The following is an 18,069-nucleotide window of genomic DNA, read 5'->3' as shown; positions in this document are numbered from 1 at the left end:
GATGAGGTATGGGCGCGTTTGATTGGTTCTGGAAGGCAATGGGCTCGCAAAGCGAACGTAACGATAAGAAATCCAAGGCCATCGTGGGTTCAGCCGATGAAGCGGCACGGGCATTGGGCCAGCAGGACGACGCAGCTGTAGCCCAAGCCGCACGCGATGCCGTAAAAGGCGGCGAGATCGCCGATAAGGCGCAGTTCCTCGCGGCCTTAGCAGTAGCGTGTGAGCGCACCTTGGGCTTGAATCCCTTCAACGTGCAATCCCAGGCAGTCCTGCGCCTGCTCACCGGAGACGTCATCCAAATGGCAACCGGCGAAGGCAAGACTTTGGTGGGCGCCATGGCGGCTACAGGTTTCGCGTTGACTGGCAAACGCGTCCACGTTGTCACCGTCAATAACTATCTCGCCGCCCGCGACGCCGAATGGATGCGCCCTGTCGTGGAGTTCTTTGGCTTAAACGTTGCCTCGGTAACAGAGGGCATGACACCGGACGAGCGCCGCGCTGCCTACGCGCAGGATATTATCTACGCACCGGTCAACGAACTGGGCTTTGATTTGTTGCGCGATAATCAAATTACCGACCGCTCCCACACGGTGCAGGCCGCTGGCGACGTTGCCCTCGTAGATGAAGCCGATTCCGTCTTGGTGGATGAGGCCCTTGTGCCCCTAGTGCTGGCCGGTAATCGGCCGGGTGAGGCCCCCACCGGGCACATCACCAATGTGGTTTCCCGCCTGCGCGAGAAGCTGGACTACTCCATCTCTGAGGACGGCCGCACCGTTCAGCTGACCGAGACTGGTGCACGCCGCGTGGAGCAAGAATTGGGCATTGATTCACTCTATTCGGAGGAGAATATCGGCACCATCTTGGTGAAGGTCAACCTCGCCCTGCATGCCAAGGCCCTGCTCATCCGGGACATCCACTACATCGTGGTCGATGGCAAGCTGCAGCTTATCGACGCCTCCCGGGGCCGCGTTGCCGACCTCCAACGCTGGCCCGACGGGCTCCAGGCGGCAGTAGAAGCCAAGGAAGGCCTAGAGGTTTCCGAAGGCGGGCGCATCCTCGACACCATCACGCTGCAAGAACTTATGCGGCGTTACCCACTCGTGTGCGGCATGACTGGTACCGCGGTGGAGGCGACCGATCAGCTGCGGCAGTTCTATGGTCTTCATGTATCCGTGATCGACCGCAATAAGCCGCTGCAGCGCTTTGACGAGCAAGACCGCATTTTCGCGACAGTCGATGATAAATCCGCCGCCATCGTGGAGGAAATAGCCACCATTCACGCTACGGGTCAGCCCATCCTCGTGGGCACGCAGGATGTCGCCGAGTCGGAAGATCTGGCGGATGCCTTGCGCGAGCGCGGCATTGACGTCAATGTGCTCAACGCCAAAAATGATGAGCAGGAGGCACAGATCGTCGCCGAGGCCGGCGATATTGGACGCGTCACCGTCTCTACCCAGATGGCCGGACGCGGCACCGATATTAAGTTGGGCGGCGCTAACGAAGCTGACCATGATGCAGTAGCGGAGCTGGGTGGCTTGGCGGTTATCGGTACCTCCCGCCACCGCACCGCCCGCTTGGATAACCAATTGCGCGGCCGTGCAGGCCGGCAGGGCGATCCGGGCCTGTCCCTATTCTTCGTCTCCCTTGAAGACGATGTAGTCCAGCAAGGCGGCGACGGCGAGACAGTGCGTGCCCAACCAGCAGAAGACGGGCGCATTGAATCCAAGCGAGTGAGCGATTTCGTGGCCCACTGCCAGCGCGTGACCGAGGGCCAACTACTCGAAATTCATGCCCAGACCTGGAAGTATAACCAGCTTCTGGCGGATCAGCGCATTATTATTGATGAGCGCCGAGCCAAGCTGTTGGATACTGATCAAGCCTGGCAGGAACTATCCGAGCGTGCCCCGGAGCGCGCAGCAGAGCTAACAGAAGTTCCTGAGGAAGCCCGCATCAAGGCCGCGCGCGAAATCATGCTCTATCACTTGGACTTGGCCTGGGCCGACCACCTGGAGCTTATGGACGATGTGCGCGAGTCCATCCACCTGCGCGCCATCGCACGTGAGACGCCGATCGACGAGTACCACCGCATTGCGGTGAGGGAGTTTAAGGACTTGGCCCAGCGGGCCGTCGACAAGTCTGTGGAGACTTTCCGCACAGTGCTTATCGACGCCGCCGGGGCACACCTCGATGACGCCGGCCTCGCTCGTCCGAGTGCTACATGGACCTACATGGTCTCCGATAACCCCCTTGCGGGCAAGGGAAATTCCGTGCTGAGCGGCATCGGAAACATTTTCCGGTGAAATTATTCCCCGCGAAGCGGTCACGGACTCACATGAGTCGCTAGTATTGTTATAAGTAACTCGTAACTAATCCCCGGAGGTAACAATGAGCGAGAACACCGGAACCCCGGAACCACAGGTAGAGACCACATCTGTATTCCGCGCAGACCTGCTCAAGGAGATGGAAAACGGCGCGAATGGCAATGATGCCACCGCTGCCGGCACCGACAACCTGGCGGAAGGTCAGGCCCTCCTCGTGGTAAAGCGTGGCCCGAATGCGGGTGCCCGCTTCTTGCTGGATCAGGCGACTACAACCGCCGGCCGCCACCCCGAGGCAGACATCTTCCTCGATGACGTTACGGTGTCCCGCCGCCACGCGGAGTTTCGCAAGAATGATGACGGCAAGTTTGAGGTAGTTGATGTGGGATCCCTGAACGGAACCTACGTTAACCGCGAGCCCCGTAACTCCCAGGTGCTCGAGGTGGGAGACGAAATCCAGATTGGCAAGTTCCGCCTGGTTTTCATCGCGAACCAGAGCTAATTATTTTCGTAGACTAGCCGCACTTCCTTACTAGGAGGGGCGGTGTAGTCTGCTTATGGCACGATAAGAACTTTCAGTACCCCTAAGAGATAGACACAGTGAGCGCAGCAGATTCTTCGGCAGCAGCAGTACGCCGCACCAGCCCTAAAGCTAAGAAGCCAAAGACCATGTCCATTGGCGTGGTTTTGGAGACGTTGAATCAGCAATTCCCAGACGTCACGGTGTCTAAGATTCGCTTCCTTGAATCTGAGGGGCTCATCAGTCCACAGCGCACGGCCTCGGGCTACCGTCGGTTCACCCAAGAGGACGTGGACCGGCTGCGGTATATTCTCACCACTCAGCGCGATAACTATACGCCGCTGAAGGTTATCCGTGAGCAGCTAGAAGCCATGGATTCCGGCCAGGTGACCGCCATCGTTTCCGCAGGAAATGCGGAAACCCTGCTCTCGCCGCAGCAGTTTAAGGCGCCTGTGGTCACCCGTCTGACCGATGTAGAGGTAGCTACCCAAGCTAGTGCCAGCGAAGATGATGTAGCCTCCTTGGTTAAATATGGCCTCATCCGCCCGGATGCCGCCGGCTTTTTCAATACCGACGACGTAGCCATTGTCTCTGCCGCAGTGGCGCTTAAGGCATTTGGTTTCGGCTCCCGTGAACTTAAGTCCCTGCGCAATAACGCCCGCCGGCAGGCAGACCTGATCTCCCAGGCGGCAGCTCCCGTGGCGCACTCCAACTCTGATACCGCGCATCAGAAGGCGGAGGAAATCTCCCAGCAAATGACCGCGCTCGTGGTGTCCTTGCACGCAACTCTGGTGAAATCGGATCTGCGCGACGAATACCACTCCTAATACACACACGCTCCCGTCTTTGTGGGAGAGTGGTAGTTATGAGTGATGTATCCCTAGAGTTCCACGGTATCCACCAGGTCGGCCCCGAAGACGATGTGTGCGCTTTGCTGCGCTGGCCGGAAGAAAATCGCTTGATTCCCGTGTGGATTTCTCCCATCGAGGGTATGCAACTGGCCGCAGTCTTGGACGGACACCAGCCAAACCGTCCCACCTCACACGATCTGATCTGCGAGGTACTAGAGGGCACTGGCGGGGTAGATGCGATTGAAATTGCCAATTACCACCAGGGAACCTTCATGGTAGATATCAAGGCTCCGAACGGAGAGGTTTATGACTCTCGGTTAAGCGACGCACTTGCAGTGTCCGAATATTTCAACGTCCCGATTTCAGCCGAAGCAGATCTCCTTGCCCAGGTGTCCGTTTATGCCAGCGATGCGGATGTGAAAGAGTACTTCGACCTGGAAATTTCCACCCCCGCCGCAGCCGATAATCTATCGACCAGCGAAAACAATGATTCCTCGACCTCGGCGTCAGGAAATGCGCAGGCAGATGCAGATTTTGAAGCCATGATGAGGTCTTTGGGTATGGACGAAAAGGATTTCCTTTCGGGGGATGACGACGAAAAAAATTAATGACACGCGTGTGACTAATGGTGACAATGGGGTTTGAGAAGTCTAAAGTTGTACTTGACAGTTGAGCAAGCAGCGCTTGACGGGCGTATGTGCGTGGCTTTTAATTGATCTTTAGAACTTCCAACAAACCCCATTGGAGTAATTACGTGAGCATTAACGAGGACTCCCAGTCCGAATCCACCTACGTGCAGGAATCACTTTTTGACGTCGGACCTGACGAAGAAGTGGGCTACCGCGTTCCCATCGCTTGCCAGGTAGCCGGCATCACCTACCGCCAGCTGGACTATTGGGCTCGCACCAACCTGGTCAACCCTTCCATCCGCACGGCGCGTGGCTCCGGCTCCCAGCGCCTGTACTCCTTCAAGGATGTGCTGGTACTCAAGATCGTGAAGCGCCTGCTGGATACTGGTATTTCCCTGCAGAATATCCGTTTGGCAGTTGAATCCCTGCGCGATCGTGGCGTAAATGACCTGGCAAAGCTGACCCTTGTCTCCGATGGCACCACCGTGTACGAGTGCCGTTCCAACGATGAGGTCATTGACTTGCTCGCTGGCGGCCAGGGCGTCTTTGGCATTGCGGTTCCGGGCATCTTGAAGGAGCTGTCCGGCACCATTTCTTCCTTCCCTTCGGAGCGCATCGATGACTTCGCCGAGGACAACGTGGTCGGCCTCGACGAGTTGGCTGCTCGTCGCAAGCGCAAGAGCTCCTAAGCTCGTCCACACAGAATCCACCCTCCTTCCCAGCTCACGGGGAAGAAGGGTGGATTTTTGATCTCTATCGTCTTGAGACAACAATGCAAGACAGTTCTTTTCCGCGCTGTGTGGCTCGCGGGATCGAGGTCGAGCTCTGCCTTAGAACCCGTGCCGGCCTTGTGCTTAAATTGGGTGGAGTGCCCGTGGGTGGGCTGTGTATGAGAGCTCTAGTCTTTTTAAGGGCAAAAAATTAAAGCACCGCACGAGACTTCGTACGGTGCTGGGAAAAATCGGTTCCTCGTTAAATGCCGACGGCCTTGTTGATTGCTCCCGAAAGCTGGGTCTCATCGGTGGAATCAACGGAAGTGAAGCTATCAGCCGCGGACTTCAGTGCGGCATCGACATTGCCTTCACCGACATGAACGACGCTGAGAGAAACGTCCTTGGAGGCGGCGTCGTCAAGAGCGGACGTGAATTGAGCATCATCCATGTCTTGCTCGGTGCCGGTAGTTACGACAAGCACGCGCGCCTTATCGCCGCTGCCTGCAGCTTGGTCGGCGGCATTGGCTACTGCCGCTACCACTGCGCTGCGCGTTTGCGGAACACCGCCAGTTCCAAAGCCACTGAGCGTGCCGGATACAGCGTTGCCATCGCCAAAGCCCAGGTTTTGACGGAAGCCAACCGTGGCGGTCTCTGAGATAGGAGAGGAGTAGTTCCACAACGAGACTGCCCCGCCGTCTGCGGCTAGGTCAGAAGCAGTGGTGCCCAAGGCTTCGGATACAGGGCCGTACATCGGCGCCATGGCCGAAGAAGTATCCAAGAGCAGGAGCGTATTTGCCGCCATCGTCACATCGGGCGTGGGAGCTGCTGCGGAACTCGTCGCTGGAGCGGAGCTCTTCGGGGACGAAGAGCTCGTAGGCGCAGCGGACGTGGAAGCACTGGAAGCAGCTGCCGTGCTGGTTTCCGGTGCAGCCTCGGTGCTGGTTTCCACTGCGCCGGGTGCGGCGGAGTCTTCGCCGTCGTCGTTGCCCGCGCCGCGTAAAAGGAAGGTAACCAGGGCGATTATGGCCAGCAGCGCGATAATAGCCACCGCAATAACCCATCCCGCTACTGCGAAGCTATTTTTCCCGTTTGAATGCCGTGCCATGTGGTGTTTTCCTCCCAAGCAAACTGCCGTTGTTAGTGGCTCATTCTAGCGGGGCAAGTGCCTGATCTATCACAGCGACAAGCCGTTCTCGCAGTGGTTCAGCTTTGTGCGCCAGCGTTCTTTGCCTCGAGACGTATTCGGCCTTGCCCTCAGGTGTTTCGATGGGCACGACGCCAAGTCCCCAATCACGGCAGTCATAAGGGGACGCCTCCATGTCAAGGATGCGCGCTTCAATCGCCAGATTCAGGCACTCAAGGAAAAGTTCGCCTGGAACCAGTGGTCCCAGCTTCCAGGCCCACTTATATAAATCCATTGTGACGTGTACGCAGCCTGCCTGGTCATTGTCGGGCTGATCCTCACGATGCAGGACAGTGAGGTTAAGAGGGCGAGCGGGAGGAGTAAAGAACCGGAAGGCATCATAATGAGAACACTTAATTGAGTGCTCATCGACAACCCGATTGGTCCCGTCCGCACCAAGCCGCAAGGGCAGCGAATGTCGCGGGGAATCCGTGTGGTAGACCATTGCCCATTCATGCAGACCGAAGCAGTCAAAGTGGGCCGGATTGGTAGCGGAACGCCGAAGCAGATTAGAAATATACCGAACCGAGTCACCACGACGCTCTAGAAAGCTGCCGATGTCGACGGTGATGCCGTCTGAGGTGGCGTGGTAATCCCGCCATTCGGCATGCGGAGGAGTGCCCGTTAGCGCAGTTCCTACACCTGGGTGCCAGCGCTTTAGGTGAGAAGGGCGTACGGGGTAGTACTCAAAGAGAAAATCGAAAACAGGGTGGTAGCTGCCAGGATGTCGGAAGCGCTCCAAGCGGTCGGTGGCTTGCTTTTCGTGTTCATGCTGTTGAGCACTCCATTCCTCAGGGCTCAAGATACGCATGAGAGTTAACCTCCTTGACTTAGCGGCGTCGGCGGCGGGCGACTTTGCCGCCTGAGCGGCGGCGTTGGGAATGAGATTTCTTGACAGATTTCGCCGGTTTCTGAGGCGCGTCCTGCCCCGGTGGCGGAAGCGCAGGACCATTGGGCTTGCGAGCACCCGTAATCTCCTTAAGTACCGGCGCACCTGCAGGATTGTCACGGTGAGAAATATCGTGCTCCGTAGCCGTGACACCAGCCTTCTTTATGAGTGCAGTTACTTCTTTGCGTTGTTCATCCATGACCAAAGTGATCACGGTACCCGCAGCACCGCCGCGTGCCGTGCGACCGGCGCGATGGAGATAGGCTTTGTGCTCTGCGGGCGGATCGACGTGAACGACGAGTGAAACGTCTGCAATATCGATACCGCGGGCGGCAATATCGGTGGCGACCAAGACTGGAATGCTGCCATCGGCGAAGCCTTCGATTGCGCGGGTACGCGCGCCTTGGCCTTTATCGCCATGCAATGGATAAGCGTTGATGCCGGAGCGACGCAATTTCTTGACCTGCCTGTCCACGCCGTGCTTCGTACGCATGAACATGATGGTTTTGCCTTGGCGGGCAGCAATGCGCAGCACCACCTCGTTGCGGGCGGTCCGCTCGCCGACGAAAAAGAGGTGATGGGACATGGAATCCACTGCAGCTTGCACCGGCGCAGTGGTGTGGACCACCGGTTCGTGGAGGAATTGCTCCACCAGCTTGTTGACGTCGCCGTCAAGCGTCGCCGAAAACAGCAAGCGCTGGCCTTTAGCCGGAGTTAGGCGCAGCAGCTTGCGTACCTGGGGCAAAAAGCCCATATCGGCCATCTGGTCGGCTTCATCCAGTGCAGTAATCTGGACCGCATCCAAATGCAGCTTGCCCTGGTCAATTAGATCCTGGGCACGGCCAGGGGTAGCGACAAGTACATCGACGGGGCGGGCGAGGGAGCGGATATGGTGATTGATATTTACCCCGCCCACGACAGCGAGCACTCTTAAGCCCAGCGTTGCCGCTGGTTCATCAAGGCGCTGGTGAATCTGAGTGGCCAACTCGCGGGTCGGGGCGAGGATAAGCGCACGGGGATGAGCAGGCTTGGATGCACCTGTTCCGGCAAGGCGGGCAAGTATGGGCAAGCCAAAGGTATAGGTCTTGCCCGACCCGGTAGGGCCGCGGCCGAGTACGTCTTTGCCGGCCAGGGCGTCGGGAATCGCGGCTTTTTGAATAGGAAACGGTTCGGTAATGCCTTCGTTGTGCAGAACGTGTACTAGGCGCTGGGGAAGGCCGAGATCGGCAAAGGTAGTCATCGCTTTCCCATCCTATCGGCAGCGCGGCGGATCGCCGCATTCCATGAGAAAGACCTGCTTGGAAAAGGCGAAAGGGCCCCGAAGGGCCCCTAATCACGTCACTGCGAATCTAGTCGGTTTGGGTCAGGCTGCGGTCACCGGACCACTCAATGTGGAAGGTACCTGGTTTGTCGGTGCGCTTGAAGGTGTGGGCGCCGAAGAAATCTCGCTGGCCCTGGATGAGAGCGGCCGGCAGGCGCTCGGCACGCAGGCTGTCGTAGTAGGAGAGGGACGACGCAAAGACCGGCGCCGGAAGTCCCAGCTGGGTAGCGGCGACGACCACGCGGCGCCAAGGGTCGATGAGGTCTTCCAGCTCGCCCTTGAAGTAGGGGTCGAGAATGAGGGCGGGCAGGTCCGCATTATTGTCGTAGGCTGCGCGGATGCGATCCAAGAACTTGGCGCGGATGATGCAGCCGCCGCGCCAGATGGTTGCTAGATCGCGCGGGTCAACGTCCCAACCGAATTCTTCGGACCCAGCCTTAATCTCGTCAAAGCCCTGGGAGTAGGCAATGAGCTTGGCAGCGTAGAGCGCGCGGCGCACATCCTCGATGAAATCTGCCTTGTCCACGTCCAGCGCCTTGATGGTGCCGGCGGGAAGCTGGCCTTCTTGCGCTGCGCTGCGCTGCGCGGTGGAGGAGGACAGCGCGCGGGCGAAGACGGATTCGGCAATACCGGTAATCGGAACGCCGAGCTCTAGGCCGTTGATGGCGGTCCAGCGGCCGGTGCCCTTCTGGCCGGCAGCGTCCACGATGACGTCGACAAGCGGGGCGCCAGTCTCCGGATCCTTTTGGGCCAGAACCTCGGCGGTGATTTCAATGAGGTAGGAATCAAGGTCGCCGGAGTTCCATTCGCGGAACACCTCTGCGATTTCGGCCGGTTCCATGCCCGCGCCATAGCGCAGCAGCTGATAAGCCTCGCCGATGACCTGCATATCGGCATACTCGATACCATTGTGGACCATCTTGACAAAGTGGCCGGCGCCGTCCGCACCAATGTGGGTTACACACGGAGTGCCGTCCACGTTGGCGGCAATGGACTCAAGAATCGGGCCGAGGGTCTCCCACGATTCCTTGGGGCCGCCAGGCATGATGGCCGGACCGTTGAGCGCGCCCTCCTCGCCGCCGGAGATTCCGGCGCCGACGAAGTGCTTGCCGCGGGCGGCTACGTCCTTCTCGCGGCGAATGGTGTCAGTGAACAAAGCATTGCCGCCGTCGATGATGATATCGCCCTCATCCATGGCCTCGGCCAGCTGATCGATGACGGCATCGGTGGCCTTGCCAGCCTTGACCATAATGATTGCCTTGCGCGGGCGCTCCAAGGAAGCCACAAAGTCCTCGATGGTTTCCGAGGGCACGAAGTTGCCTTCCTCGCCGTGGGCCTCAATGAGTGCATGAGTCTTTTCAGGGCTGCGGTTATACACCGCTACGGTATTGCCGTTGCGGGCAAAGTTACGGGCCAAATTAGAGCCCATGACCGCCAATCCCACGACGCCAATCTGAGCAAGTTCATTCTTTTCAATCATGCTGCCTATCCTACGTCACTAGGATGCGAGGCTGGCATCAATGGCTAGGCTGGTGGACTATGTCGGATACGCAGAAACTCAATGACTTGCTCCACCTCGCGCACACGCGAGTGCTCAATGCAGAAGAACTGGAGTCTCTCAACGCCTTAAACGGCGGCCTTGCGGAATTGCTAGGACTGCAGTTCACCCACGTGGGCCCGCGCGAGGCCCGTGCGAAACTGCAGGTGCGGCCGGAGCATCACCAACCCTGGGGAGTAGCCAACGGTGGGTTGTATTGCTCCATCGCAGAAACCGTGGCCTCCATTGCCAGCGTTGCGGCTGCCGACGCCCCCGCAGTCGGCGTCAATAACTCCAGCGACTTCATTTGCTCCACAGGAAAGGGCGAGTTAGAAGCCGTGGCTACGCCCGTGCAGCTAGGCGGCCGCACCCACGTGTGGAGCGTCGAGATGCGGCAAGGCCGCGAGCTTATCGCCCGCACCACCTTGCGCACTATGATTCTGCGCTAGTCCACCCGAGCGGCGGTAAAAGACATGCCGTGGGAGTTTAGCCGCTCAAGATAGGGCTTTCCAAGCCCGGTGGCCGGGGTGAGTACGCCGCCTGCACGGCCGGCATTAGAGCGCGACTCGAGCAAGCAGAGCGCAGCCTGGCTCAGCATCATTGCGGTGACTTCATATCCTGGGTCACCCTCGGCAGAAACAGTTGCCCGCCAGCGTTGGCCATCTTCGGTAATGCCGTGGTAGCTGACCTGGAAATGCGCGCCCTTAGGGCCGGGGGTGGGCAGGACCTTTTCCACCAGTGGGCGCAGGCGCGACTGAGTGCCATCAAAAAGTAGCTTGGTGGCGAGCGCCAGCCCATAGGCGCGGGCGCGCCCGGGAAGACCGGTGCCAGCCCACCATGCTTCCTTGTAAAACAGGCGTGTGCCCCACGCGCGCCCCAGCAGAGCGTTAGAGCGGCGCACCACGCGGGTATTGAACATGGACATGAAAAAGGGGCCTACCCAGCCCACGCCGTCGACTTCTTTGATTTCGAAGTCATTCTGGAGGCCGTCTAAGCGTGGACCGGCCTTGGGGTCCGGGTCCAGTGAGTAAGGATTGTGCAGGTTGCGGGCTACCTCTTTATCCGCGTGCGCGGCATGCGAGACCTGCAGGGAAGACTCGATGGTGCCCGGTGAGATTCCGCCTTTGAGCTTGTCGACGACCATCTGCACCCGTGCAAACGGCTTTCCTGCCGCCTGGTAGAGATTGAGCATGCCAATATCCGAGGGAACGGAATCAAAACCGCAGGAGTGGACGATGCGCGCACCCGTGGATTGGGCGGTGGCGTGGTGAGAATCGATGCTGCGGCGAATAAAGGGAACCTCGCCGCATAGGTCAACATAGTCCACGCCATGGCGCGCGCAAGCGGCAACGACGTGGCCGCCATACAGGCTATAGGGACCGACCACAGTGATGAGCACCTTGGTACCTTTCACCATGCGCTCCACAGCGTCAGCATCATCGGCGGCGGCGATGGCGATGTCCCAGTGCGGATTGAGTTCATCGCGCAGCGCGGCGAGCACCGGTCGGTTCCGGCCGGCCAGAGTCACAGAGGGCGCGTTAATCGAGGCAAGGTAGCGCGCCACCAATTGGCCGACCAGCCCGGTAGCGCCGTAAACAGTGATATCGCTCATAGTGCACGAGCGTACCGGAGGGTTTAGAGCCAGTGGTTCTTTCGGAACCACGCCCACAGGCCCACAACGACCAAGATCATGATGATGATAGCCATGGGGTATCCCTGCGCCCAGTGCAGCTCCGGCATGATATCGAAGTTCATACCGTAGATACCCGCCACCAAAGTAGGCGCGGCCCACATGCCAACGACCGCGGAAATGGTGCGCATATCCGAGTTTTGTTGCATCGTTACCTTGGCCACGGAGGCGTCGATAAGCGAGGTAAGGCGCTCATCGAAGCTGGATATTTGGTCCTTGACCACAAGCTCATGGTCGTTGACGTCGCGCAGGTAGGAGCGCAATTGCTTGGAAATTAAATCCTTGTGGTCAGAGACCATGGATTTCAGTGCCACCGAGAGCGGGTCAATGGCATGCTTCATCTCCAGCACCTCACGCTTGAACATGTAGATGCGGTCCACATCAAACTTGAGGTTAGGGGTGAAGATTTCTTCTTCTAGCTCATCGACCTCGATGCTAATGAGGCGGGAAATCTCCGAGTAGCGGTCCACCATCATATCCAGGATCTTCCAGGCCATGGCCACTGGGCCAAGCTCTACCAAGTCCTGCTCATCTTCTACCGTATAAGCCAGGTTGGGCAGCTTTGCGCCGTGGCGGACGGTGATGATGAAGTTGGAGCCCATGATCATCTGGATCTCACCGGTGGAAATGATCTGGCGCTTATCCGTGACCTCATCATGATCGCGGTAGTTCACGGATCGTGCGACCACGAAGAGCTGATCATCGTAGCGCTCGAGCTTAGGGCGTTGATGGGCCATAACGGCGTCTTCCACGATAAGTTCGTGGATGCCAAACTGGGAGGCCACCTTGGTCATCTGGGATTCATAGGGCTCGTGCAGGCCCACCCAAATAAATCCGCGGCCGTACTCCTCAATGGCTTCCAGCGCGGAGCTGGTGGAATACTCTCCAGGAAGCGCCTCGCCATCCACAAAGACGCGGCAATGTTCGATGGCGCGCTCTGGTGGTACCGGCAGGGAAGTAGGCTTACTAGGAGGCTCGGGTTTCTTGCGGCCCCTAAAGGGTGAAGGTACGGATGGCATCTTTTCAGCCTCCTTTGCGCGGTAGTGCGGATATTTTCCCAATGGGCAGGCGGCGATTTTACGCAGCGGGTAAATCTTACACCGAAGGCGGGTAATATAATCGAATCTATGCCTACGTGGAAAGAAGTAACCGACGCTAATCCCGAGCACTCCCATAACTTTGCTCGCAAATGGAAGGTGCTGGCCGCACAGGGTAAAGACATCAACGGCGAGGCCCGGCTTATCGACGCCATGGTGGAACGCAACTCCACCATCCTCGATGCCGGCTGTGGCACCGGCCGCGTCGGCGGCGAGCTGCTTCGCCGTGGCCACAGCGTTGTGGGCGTCGACGTAGACCCCATTCTCATCGAGCACGCAGAGCACGATTTCCCAGAGGGGCAATGGTTCGTGGGAGATCTGTGCGAGGAAGAGGTGCCCGAAGGCCCCTTTGATATCGCCGTGTCCGCAGGCAATGTCATGGGCTTTCTAGCAAAGGACGGCCGCGAGCCCGCGCTGCGCAATATCTATAATTCCCTCAAGCCCGGTGGCCGCCTCGTGACCGGCTTTGGCGAGGGCCGTGGGTGGGAATTTTCTGATTTCCTCGACATGGCGCAGAAGGTGGGCTACCGAGTCGACTTCACTTTCTCCTCGTGGGACATGAAGCTCTTCTCGGAGCATTCCACCTTCTTGGTCGCCGTCCTTTCGCGACCCGGCTCAGACCTGCTGGCCTAAAAGCGCCTATCCGCTTGGTCGAAGAAATCGACCTCATGGTGGCTGGCGGTGATATAGGCGCGCTCGGCACGCAGGCGGGTGCGCTCATCCGCCCCGGCGAGGGCTTGTTCGACGATGTCGAGGCTAGCGCGAACCCCGTTGAGGAAGTCCTCGCCGCCGTACATGGAAAGCCATGAGTGATAGGGGTGTTCGGGGGAATCAAATTCTGCGAGGTGGAGGCCTACCTCGGCGTATAGCCAGTAGCAGGGCAGTACCGCCGCAGCACCCACCACGTAGTCATCCGTATGCGTCGAGCGGATGAGGAAATCCGTATAGGCGCTAGTTACCCGGGAGGCTGCGGTCGTGATATCGCTTTCGAGCCAGCCGCGGTGCAGCTCGGCCTCCACCGCCAAGCAATCATGCGCTCCCTCAGCCCAGTGCAGCTGCTGTGCCGCTTCTGGGGCTTGGCTGGCGAGGCGAGCCAATGCCTTGGAGTATGCATTCAGGTACTGGGCATCTTGGTCGAGGTAGAAGCCAAAGGCATCCTTTTCCAACGCTCCCGTGCCCAAGGCCCGAATAAAGGGCAGAGCCTTGATGGCCTCCCAGTGATCCCCGGCGAGGTTCCACAGACGTTGCGTGTATGGGCCGGCTGCGGGAACGCGCGGCTGGTCAACGTTTTCCGGTTCTACCAGGTTGCCGGATAAGTACGGCTGGGGCAGGGTAGAGGCGGCCTGCATGAGGCGCTGCGAGCGGTGCAGGTGGTCCACGGGCCCGTGTCCCTTGCCCACGTGAAGCGCATCCGCATGGGCAATGGCCTCATGCAGCCACTGAGTGGACCAAACCAGAGCTGCCGCGGGACTATCGCCGGCTCCCAGGCGGGTGGCTAGGGCAGAGGAAAGGGAACACCCAGTTCCATGCGTGTTCTTCGTGTCCACACGGCTGGAAGCAACGCGGTGCACAGCCCCATCCGCATTAACCACCGCATTGTCGGCGATGTCAGCATCGAGGTGCCCGCCCTTGACGACGACCGCGGTACCAGCACTCTTCGCCCATTCCTTCGCCGTGGCAATGGCCTCTTCTAGGTCGCTCGCTTCGTTCGTGTGAGTAAGGACTGCCAATTCCTTCAAGTTGGGAGTGATGAGGTCCACCTGTGAGCAGAGATCGCGCACGGCCTGTTCTGCGTCGTTTTCCAGCAGACGATCTCCACTGGTAGCCACCATGACCGGATCAAGTACCACGGGAACATCGTCCGGCAGGCGGCGCAGGAAGTCTGCGACCTTGGCGGTAATGGCGGCGTCGGCAAGCATGCCAATCTTTACCGCATCAATCTCCACATCATCGATGACGGAGTCTAGCTGCTCCTGCAGAAAGTCCACCGGTGGTACGTGGACGCTGCGAACACCCTGGGTGTTTTGAGCCACCAACGCCGTCACCACGCTCATGCCGTAGCCGCCTGCGGCAGAGATGGATTTCAGATCTGCTTGAATTCCTGCTCCGCCGGTGGGATCAGTACCGGCAATGGATAGTACTCGGGGATAGATGCCTTTAGCCATGGAAAGCCTCCTTAAGGTGGGCGGCGGCTGCTGCGGGGTCCTCGGCCGCCATGATGTCGCTGACTACGCAAATTCCGGCAAAGTCGCTGCCCGCCAGCTCGTGCGCATTATGGGTCTTGATTCCGCCGATGGCGACGGATTCGATGCCACGCTCACGTGCGGCGTGAGCGAGTGCTGCGGCCGCAGCCGTACCCATGCCGGCCGGGGCGTTTTTCTTCGTTGCAGTCGAATGCACGGGCCCGATGCCAATGACATCTGGGCGCGCATCGTCCGCTATAGCAGCAAGCTCCTCGTTACTGCCGATGGATAAGCCAATAAGCTGGCCCTCACCCAGTTTCTCTCGGGCCTCGCGAAAGGCCATATCATCCTGCCCAATGTGCAGGTGGCAGCCGAGTTTTGCGGCCACCTCCACGCGGTCATTGATGAATAGTGGGACATCGCCCAGTACATCAAGCAACTCGCGTGCGGTGCGCTCGATCTGTTCATCGCTAGCTTCCTTGTCCCGGAGCTGGACAACGGTAACACCGCCGCGTACAGCCTCCTGCACGATGGGGACCACGTTGTCTCGCCCGCCAGCCAGATCAGGATCGGTGACCAGGTAGAGCGTCCAGTCAATAGACACTTAAACCTCCTCCACGTCAGTGAGCTTGACCAGGCCCTCGATATCCGCCGTCGGGACATCGTAGAGGGCATCCAGCCAAGCGACGGCAAAGGAGCCGGGGGCGTGGTGCTTTTCGGCGGCCAAGCTACCTGCCGCGCCAACGTGCGCGTGGGCGGCGATGATCGCTTCGAAAGGATCCTCCCACGCGGCCAGATATGCGGCGCAGATAGCACCGAGGGAACAGCCAGTACCGATGACGTTTTGGAGCATCGGGTGCCCCGATTCGAGGTAGACGGCACGGGTTGTATCGCCGACGTGGACGATAAGGTCCCGCGGGCCGGAAATGGCCACGACGGCTCCGGTATCCCGGGAAAGTGCTACTGCCGAATCCAGGGCGGCTTCCACGCCATCGGTAGATTCGACGCCACGGCCGCCCTGCCCAGTACCTGCGAGGGCGATGATTTCTGAGGCGTTGCCACGAATTGCGCCCGGGCCGAGTGGCAGCACCTCGCGCATGAATTCGGTGCGGTGGCTCAGTCCGCCGGCGCCTACCGGATCGAGTACCCAGGGGGTGTGGGCGGAGTTCGCCCCAGCGATAGCCTCGCGCATGCCGCCGTATTGCTCTGAGCTGGGCGTGCCGCAATTGATGAGTACGCCGCTGGCTACTTGGGCGAATTCGCGCGATTCCTCCGGCGTATCGACCATCGCCGGGCTAGCCCCGATGGCCAGCAGGGCATTGGCGGTGACGTTGCTGACGACCTTATTGGTCAAACATTGAATAAGCGGCGTGGACTCGCGCACAGCGTCGTGTGCGCGCAGAAAAGCATAATCCACAACTATCCCTTCGCTAGTTCTAACTGAGTGCAGGTTCGATGGGTATTTCTCAGCCGCACCGCGTGCGGCACCCCATGTTGCGTGTCTCAGCCTAACAAAGGTCACGGAAACTATGTGCGAAAATCGATGTCCGGGCTCCCCAGTAGTGGAATCGCCGGCGCTAGCAGCAGGTAGCCGAGGAAAATAAAAATCGCCGCCCAGAGCCTGCTTTGCAGCAGGTGGGGCGGCGATGCGAGCGAGGAGGTACTACTTCTCGTTCTTGTTAATGATGTTGCGTGCGATGCGCTGCTGGGTGGTGATCTCCAGGTTGCCGCGATCGCGGGAAAGGATATTGGTTGCCCAGTTAACCAGCACGGCCAAGCGGCTGCGCAGACCAATGACGTAGGTCAGGTGCAGGCCGAGCCATGCAACCCAGCCTGCAAAGCCACCGAACTCGGTCTTGCCCAGCTTAACGACGGCGTTGAAGCGCTTGACGATGGCCATGGAGCCCTTGTCAAAGTAGTCGAAGGCTTCCTTCTCATTTGCGGTAGATTCCTCGTCCACCTTGGCCTGGATGAGCTTTGCGACGTGCGCGCCACCCTGGATAGCAACCTGTGCCAGACCCGGCAGGCGGTTGAGGGAGATCATGTCACCGATCATGTAGACGTTGTTGTGCTCGCCCACGGTCAGGTCCTCGTTGACGGAGACGCGACCTGCGCGGTCTGCCTCGACGCCAGCCTGCTCTGCAACCATCTTGCCCAGTGGGGAAGCGGCCACACCAGCCGACCAGATCTTGGTAGCACCTGTCAGGGTGGTCTCCTCCTCGGTCTTCATGTCCTTGTAGGTGACGGTATCTGCGGTTACATCAGTCACCATGGCGTTGAGGTGAACCTGTACGCCTTCCTTTTCCAAGGTGCGCTGCGCCTTGCGGCCCAGGCGCTTGCCAAATGGTGGCAGTACCTGTGGGGCGCCATCGAGCAGGTAGATCTTGGCGGAGGTAGTGCCGTAGTTGGAGTAGACATCGTTGAGGGTACGGTTTGCCAATTCGGCAATCTGGCCGGTGAGCTCAACGCCGGTTGGGCCGGCACCAACGATGATGAAAGTGAGCAGGCGCTCGCGTTCTGCGGGGTCGTCAGTAAGCTCAGCCTTTTCAAAGGCCGAGATGATGCGAGAACGCAGCTCCAGGGCATCGTCCAAGGTCTTCATGCCGGGGGCGAACTCGGCGAAGTGGTCGTTGCCAAAGTAGGACTGACCGGAACCCGCGGCGACAACCAGGGAGTCATAAGCATAGGTGCGGGAGAACTCGTCCTGCTCGGCGGTCACCGTCTGGTCCGCCAGATTGATATCAGTTACCTCAGCGTTGACGAAGTGGACGTTGTCCTGATCGCGCAGCAGCTGGCGGGTGGAAGGGGCAACCTCACCGGCGGAAATCATGCCGGTTGCTACCTGGTACAGCATCGGCTGGAACAGGTGGTGGTTCTTCTTATCGATGAGGGTGATTTCCACATCGGCGTTCTTCAGCTTCTGAACGGTGTTGAGACCACCGAAGCCGGCGCCAACCACGACGACGTGGTGGCGGCCACCGTTGGGGCGATAAGGGGTATCAGTCATGGATTTAATGCGACCTTCCTTAAGAAAGCTAATGTTTTGTACCTGTACAGTCTAAACACTTCAAACAGAACGCGCATACTTAATGACTGATAAACTTCCGCCCCTGCGTTGCGGATTCCGTGGGAAGAACC

The 18,069-nt window shown here is 59.1% G+C and carries 17 protein-coding genes; 7 read left to right on the top strand and 10 right to left on the bottom strand.

The features are described 5' to 3' along the window. The first annotated feature begins 8 nt into the window (after nt 1-8). The 5 genes from secA2 (at nt 9) to MHK09_RS07410 (ending at nt 5,007) form a co-directional block, all read left to right on the top strand. The gene (secA2, locus tag MHK09_RS07430; RefSeq protein WP_250413112.1) at nt 9-2,300 is read left to right on the top strand and encodes an accessory Sec system translocase SecA2; all 2,292 of its coding nucleotides are present in this window, start codon (nt 9-11) and stop codon (nt 2,298-2,300) included. Nucleotides 2,301-2,385: 85 nt separating this feature from the next. After that, the gene (gene odhI, locus MHK09_RS07425) at nt 2,386-2,820 is read left to right on the top strand and encodes an oxoglutarate dehydrogenase inhibitor Odhl (protein WP_005324732.1); all 435 of its coding nucleotides are present in this window, start codon (nt 2,386-2,388) and stop codon (nt 2,818-2,820) included. A 98-nt stretch (nt 2,821-2,918) separates the two neighbouring features. Further along, the gene (gene ftsR / locus MHK09_RS07420; protein ID WP_005324733.1) at nt 2,919-3,665 is read left to right on the top strand and encodes a transcriptional regulator FtsR; all 747 of its coding nucleotides are present in this window, start codon (nt 2,919-2,921) and stop codon (nt 3,663-3,665) included. 38 nt (nt 3,666-3,703) lie between these two features. Then, nucleotides 3,704-4,297: a bifunctional nuclease family protein gene (locus tag MHK09_RS07415; protein ID WP_250413111.1), complete on the top strand. Its 594-nt coding sequence runs from the start codon at nt 3,704-3,706 to the stop codon at nt 4,295-4,297. Nucleotides 4,298-4,443: 146 nt separating this feature from the next. Beyond that, complete coding sequence (locus MHK09_RS07410; protein ID WP_005324738.1) at nt 4,444-5,007, top strand: MerR family transcriptional regulator; 564 nt, start codon at nt 4,444-4,446, stop codon at nt 5,005-5,007. Between the two features lie 283 nt (nt 5,008-5,290). Here MHK09_RS07410 and MHK09_RS07405 read toward each other — a convergent pair whose 3' ends face one another. The 4 genes from MHK09_RS07405 to gnd all read right to left on the bottom strand — a co-directional run bounded on the left by MHK09_RS07405 (nt 5,291) and on the right by gnd (nt 9,904). Continuing rightward, complete coding sequence (locus MHK09_RS07405; protein WP_250413110.1) at nt 5,291-6,136, bottom strand: hypothetical protein; 846 nt, start codon at nt 6,134-6,136, stop codon at nt 5,291-5,293. A gap of 40 nt (nt 6,137-6,176) precedes the next feature. Continuing rightward, the gene (locus MHK09_RS07400; RefSeq protein WP_250413109.1) at nt 6,177-7,025 is read right to left on the bottom strand and encodes a 3-methyladenine DNA glycosylase; all 849 of its coding nucleotides are present in this window, start codon (nt 7,023-7,025) and stop codon (nt 6,177-6,179) included. Nucleotides 7,026-7,044: 19 nt separating this feature from the next. Further along, on the bottom strand, nt 7,045-8,343 hold the full coding sequence (locus tag MHK09_RS07395; RefSeq protein WP_250413108.1) for a DEAD/DEAH box helicase: 1,299 nt from the start codon (nt 8,341-8,343) through the stop codon (nt 7,045-7,047). 109 nt (nt 8,344-8,452) lie between these two features. Further along, nucleotides 8,453-9,904 (bottom strand): NADP-dependent phosphogluconate dehydrogenase, encoded by a 1,452-nt coding sequence (gnd, locus tag MHK09_RS07390; RefSeq protein ID WP_250413107.1) that lies wholly within the window; start codon nt 9,902-9,904, stop codon nt 8,453-8,455. A 59-nt stretch (nt 9,905-9,963) separates the two neighbouring features. Here gnd and MHK09_RS07385 point away from each other — a divergent pair, with 59 nt between their 5' ends. After that, nucleotides 9,964-10,410 carry a PaaI family thioesterase gene (locus MHK09_RS07385; protein ID WP_005329576.1) on the top strand — a complete coding sequence of 149 codons (447 nt, stop codon included), beginning with the start codon at nt 9,964-9,966 and terminating at the stop codon, nt 10,408-10,410. Here MHK09_RS07385 and MHK09_RS07380 read toward each other — a convergent pair. Continuing rightward, the gene (locus tag MHK09_RS07380; protein ID WP_250413106.1) at nt 10,407-11,573 is read right to left on the bottom strand and encodes a saccharopine dehydrogenase family protein; all 1,167 of its coding nucleotides are present in this window, start codon (nt 11,571-11,573) and stop codon (nt 10,407-10,409) included. The genes MHK09_RS07385 and MHK09_RS07380 overlap by 4 nt on opposite strands. 23 nt (nt 11,574-11,596) lie before the next feature. After that, nucleotides 11,597-12,670 (bottom strand): magnesium and cobalt transport protein CorA, encoded by a 1,074-nt coding sequence (locus MHK09_RS07375; protein WP_005329588.1) that lies wholly within the window; start codon nt 12,668-12,670, stop codon nt 11,597-11,599. Nucleotides 12,671-12,778: 108 nt separating this feature from the next. Here MHK09_RS07375 and MHK09_RS07370 point away from each other — a divergent pair, with 108 nt between their 5' ends. Further along, the gene (locus tag MHK09_RS07370) at nt 12,779-13,381 is read left to right on the top strand and encodes a class I SAM-dependent methyltransferase (RefSeq protein ID WP_250413105.1); all 603 of its coding nucleotides are present in this window, start codon (nt 12,779-12,781) and stop codon (nt 13,379-13,381) included. On the opposite strand, the gene MHK09_RS07365 is transcribed toward MHK09_RS07370, so the two are convergent. The 4 genes from MHK09_RS07365 to MHK09_RS07350 all read right to left on the bottom strand — a co-directional run bounded on the left by MHK09_RS07365 (nt 13,378) and on the right by MHK09_RS07350 (nt 17,938). Continuing rightward, nucleotides 13,378-14,913, bottom strand: a complete 1,536-nt coding sequence (locus tag MHK09_RS07365; RefSeq protein ID WP_250413104.1) for a bifunctional hydroxymethylpyrimidine kinase/phosphomethylpyrimidine kinase — start codon at nt 14,911-14,913, stop codon at nt 13,378-13,380. The genes MHK09_RS07370 and MHK09_RS07365 overlap by 4 nt on opposite strands. After that, nucleotides 14,906-15,535 (bottom strand): thiamine phosphate synthase, encoded by a 630-nt coding sequence (thiE, locus tag MHK09_RS07360; RefSeq protein ID WP_005329593.1) that lies wholly within the window; start codon nt 15,533-15,535, stop codon nt 14,906-14,908. Before thiE ends, MHK09_RS07365 begins: the two co-directional genes overlap by 8 nt. Further along, complete coding sequence (thiM, locus tag MHK09_RS07355) at nt 15,536-16,348, bottom strand: hydroxyethylthiazole kinase (protein WP_250413103.1); 813 nt, start codon at nt 16,346-16,348, stop codon at nt 15,536-15,538. It abuts the gene before it with no gap. A 246-nt stretch (nt 16,349-16,594) separates the two neighbouring features. Further along, nucleotides 16,595-17,938, bottom strand: a complete 1,344-nt coding sequence (locus MHK09_RS07350) for an NAD(P)/FAD-dependent oxidoreductase (protein WP_005329603.1) — start codon at nt 17,936-17,938, stop codon at nt 16,595-16,597. Nucleotides 17,939-18,069 lie beyond the last annotated feature (131 nt).

The sequence above is a fragment of the Corynebacterium tuberculostearicum genome (assembly GCF_022347235.1).
GTDB classification, from domain to species: Bacteria; Actinomycetota; Actinomycetes; order Mycobacteriales; family Mycobacteriaceae; genus Corynebacterium; species Corynebacterium tuberculostearicum_F.
This window is presented reverse-complemented; position numbering and strand designations above follow the sequence as displayed.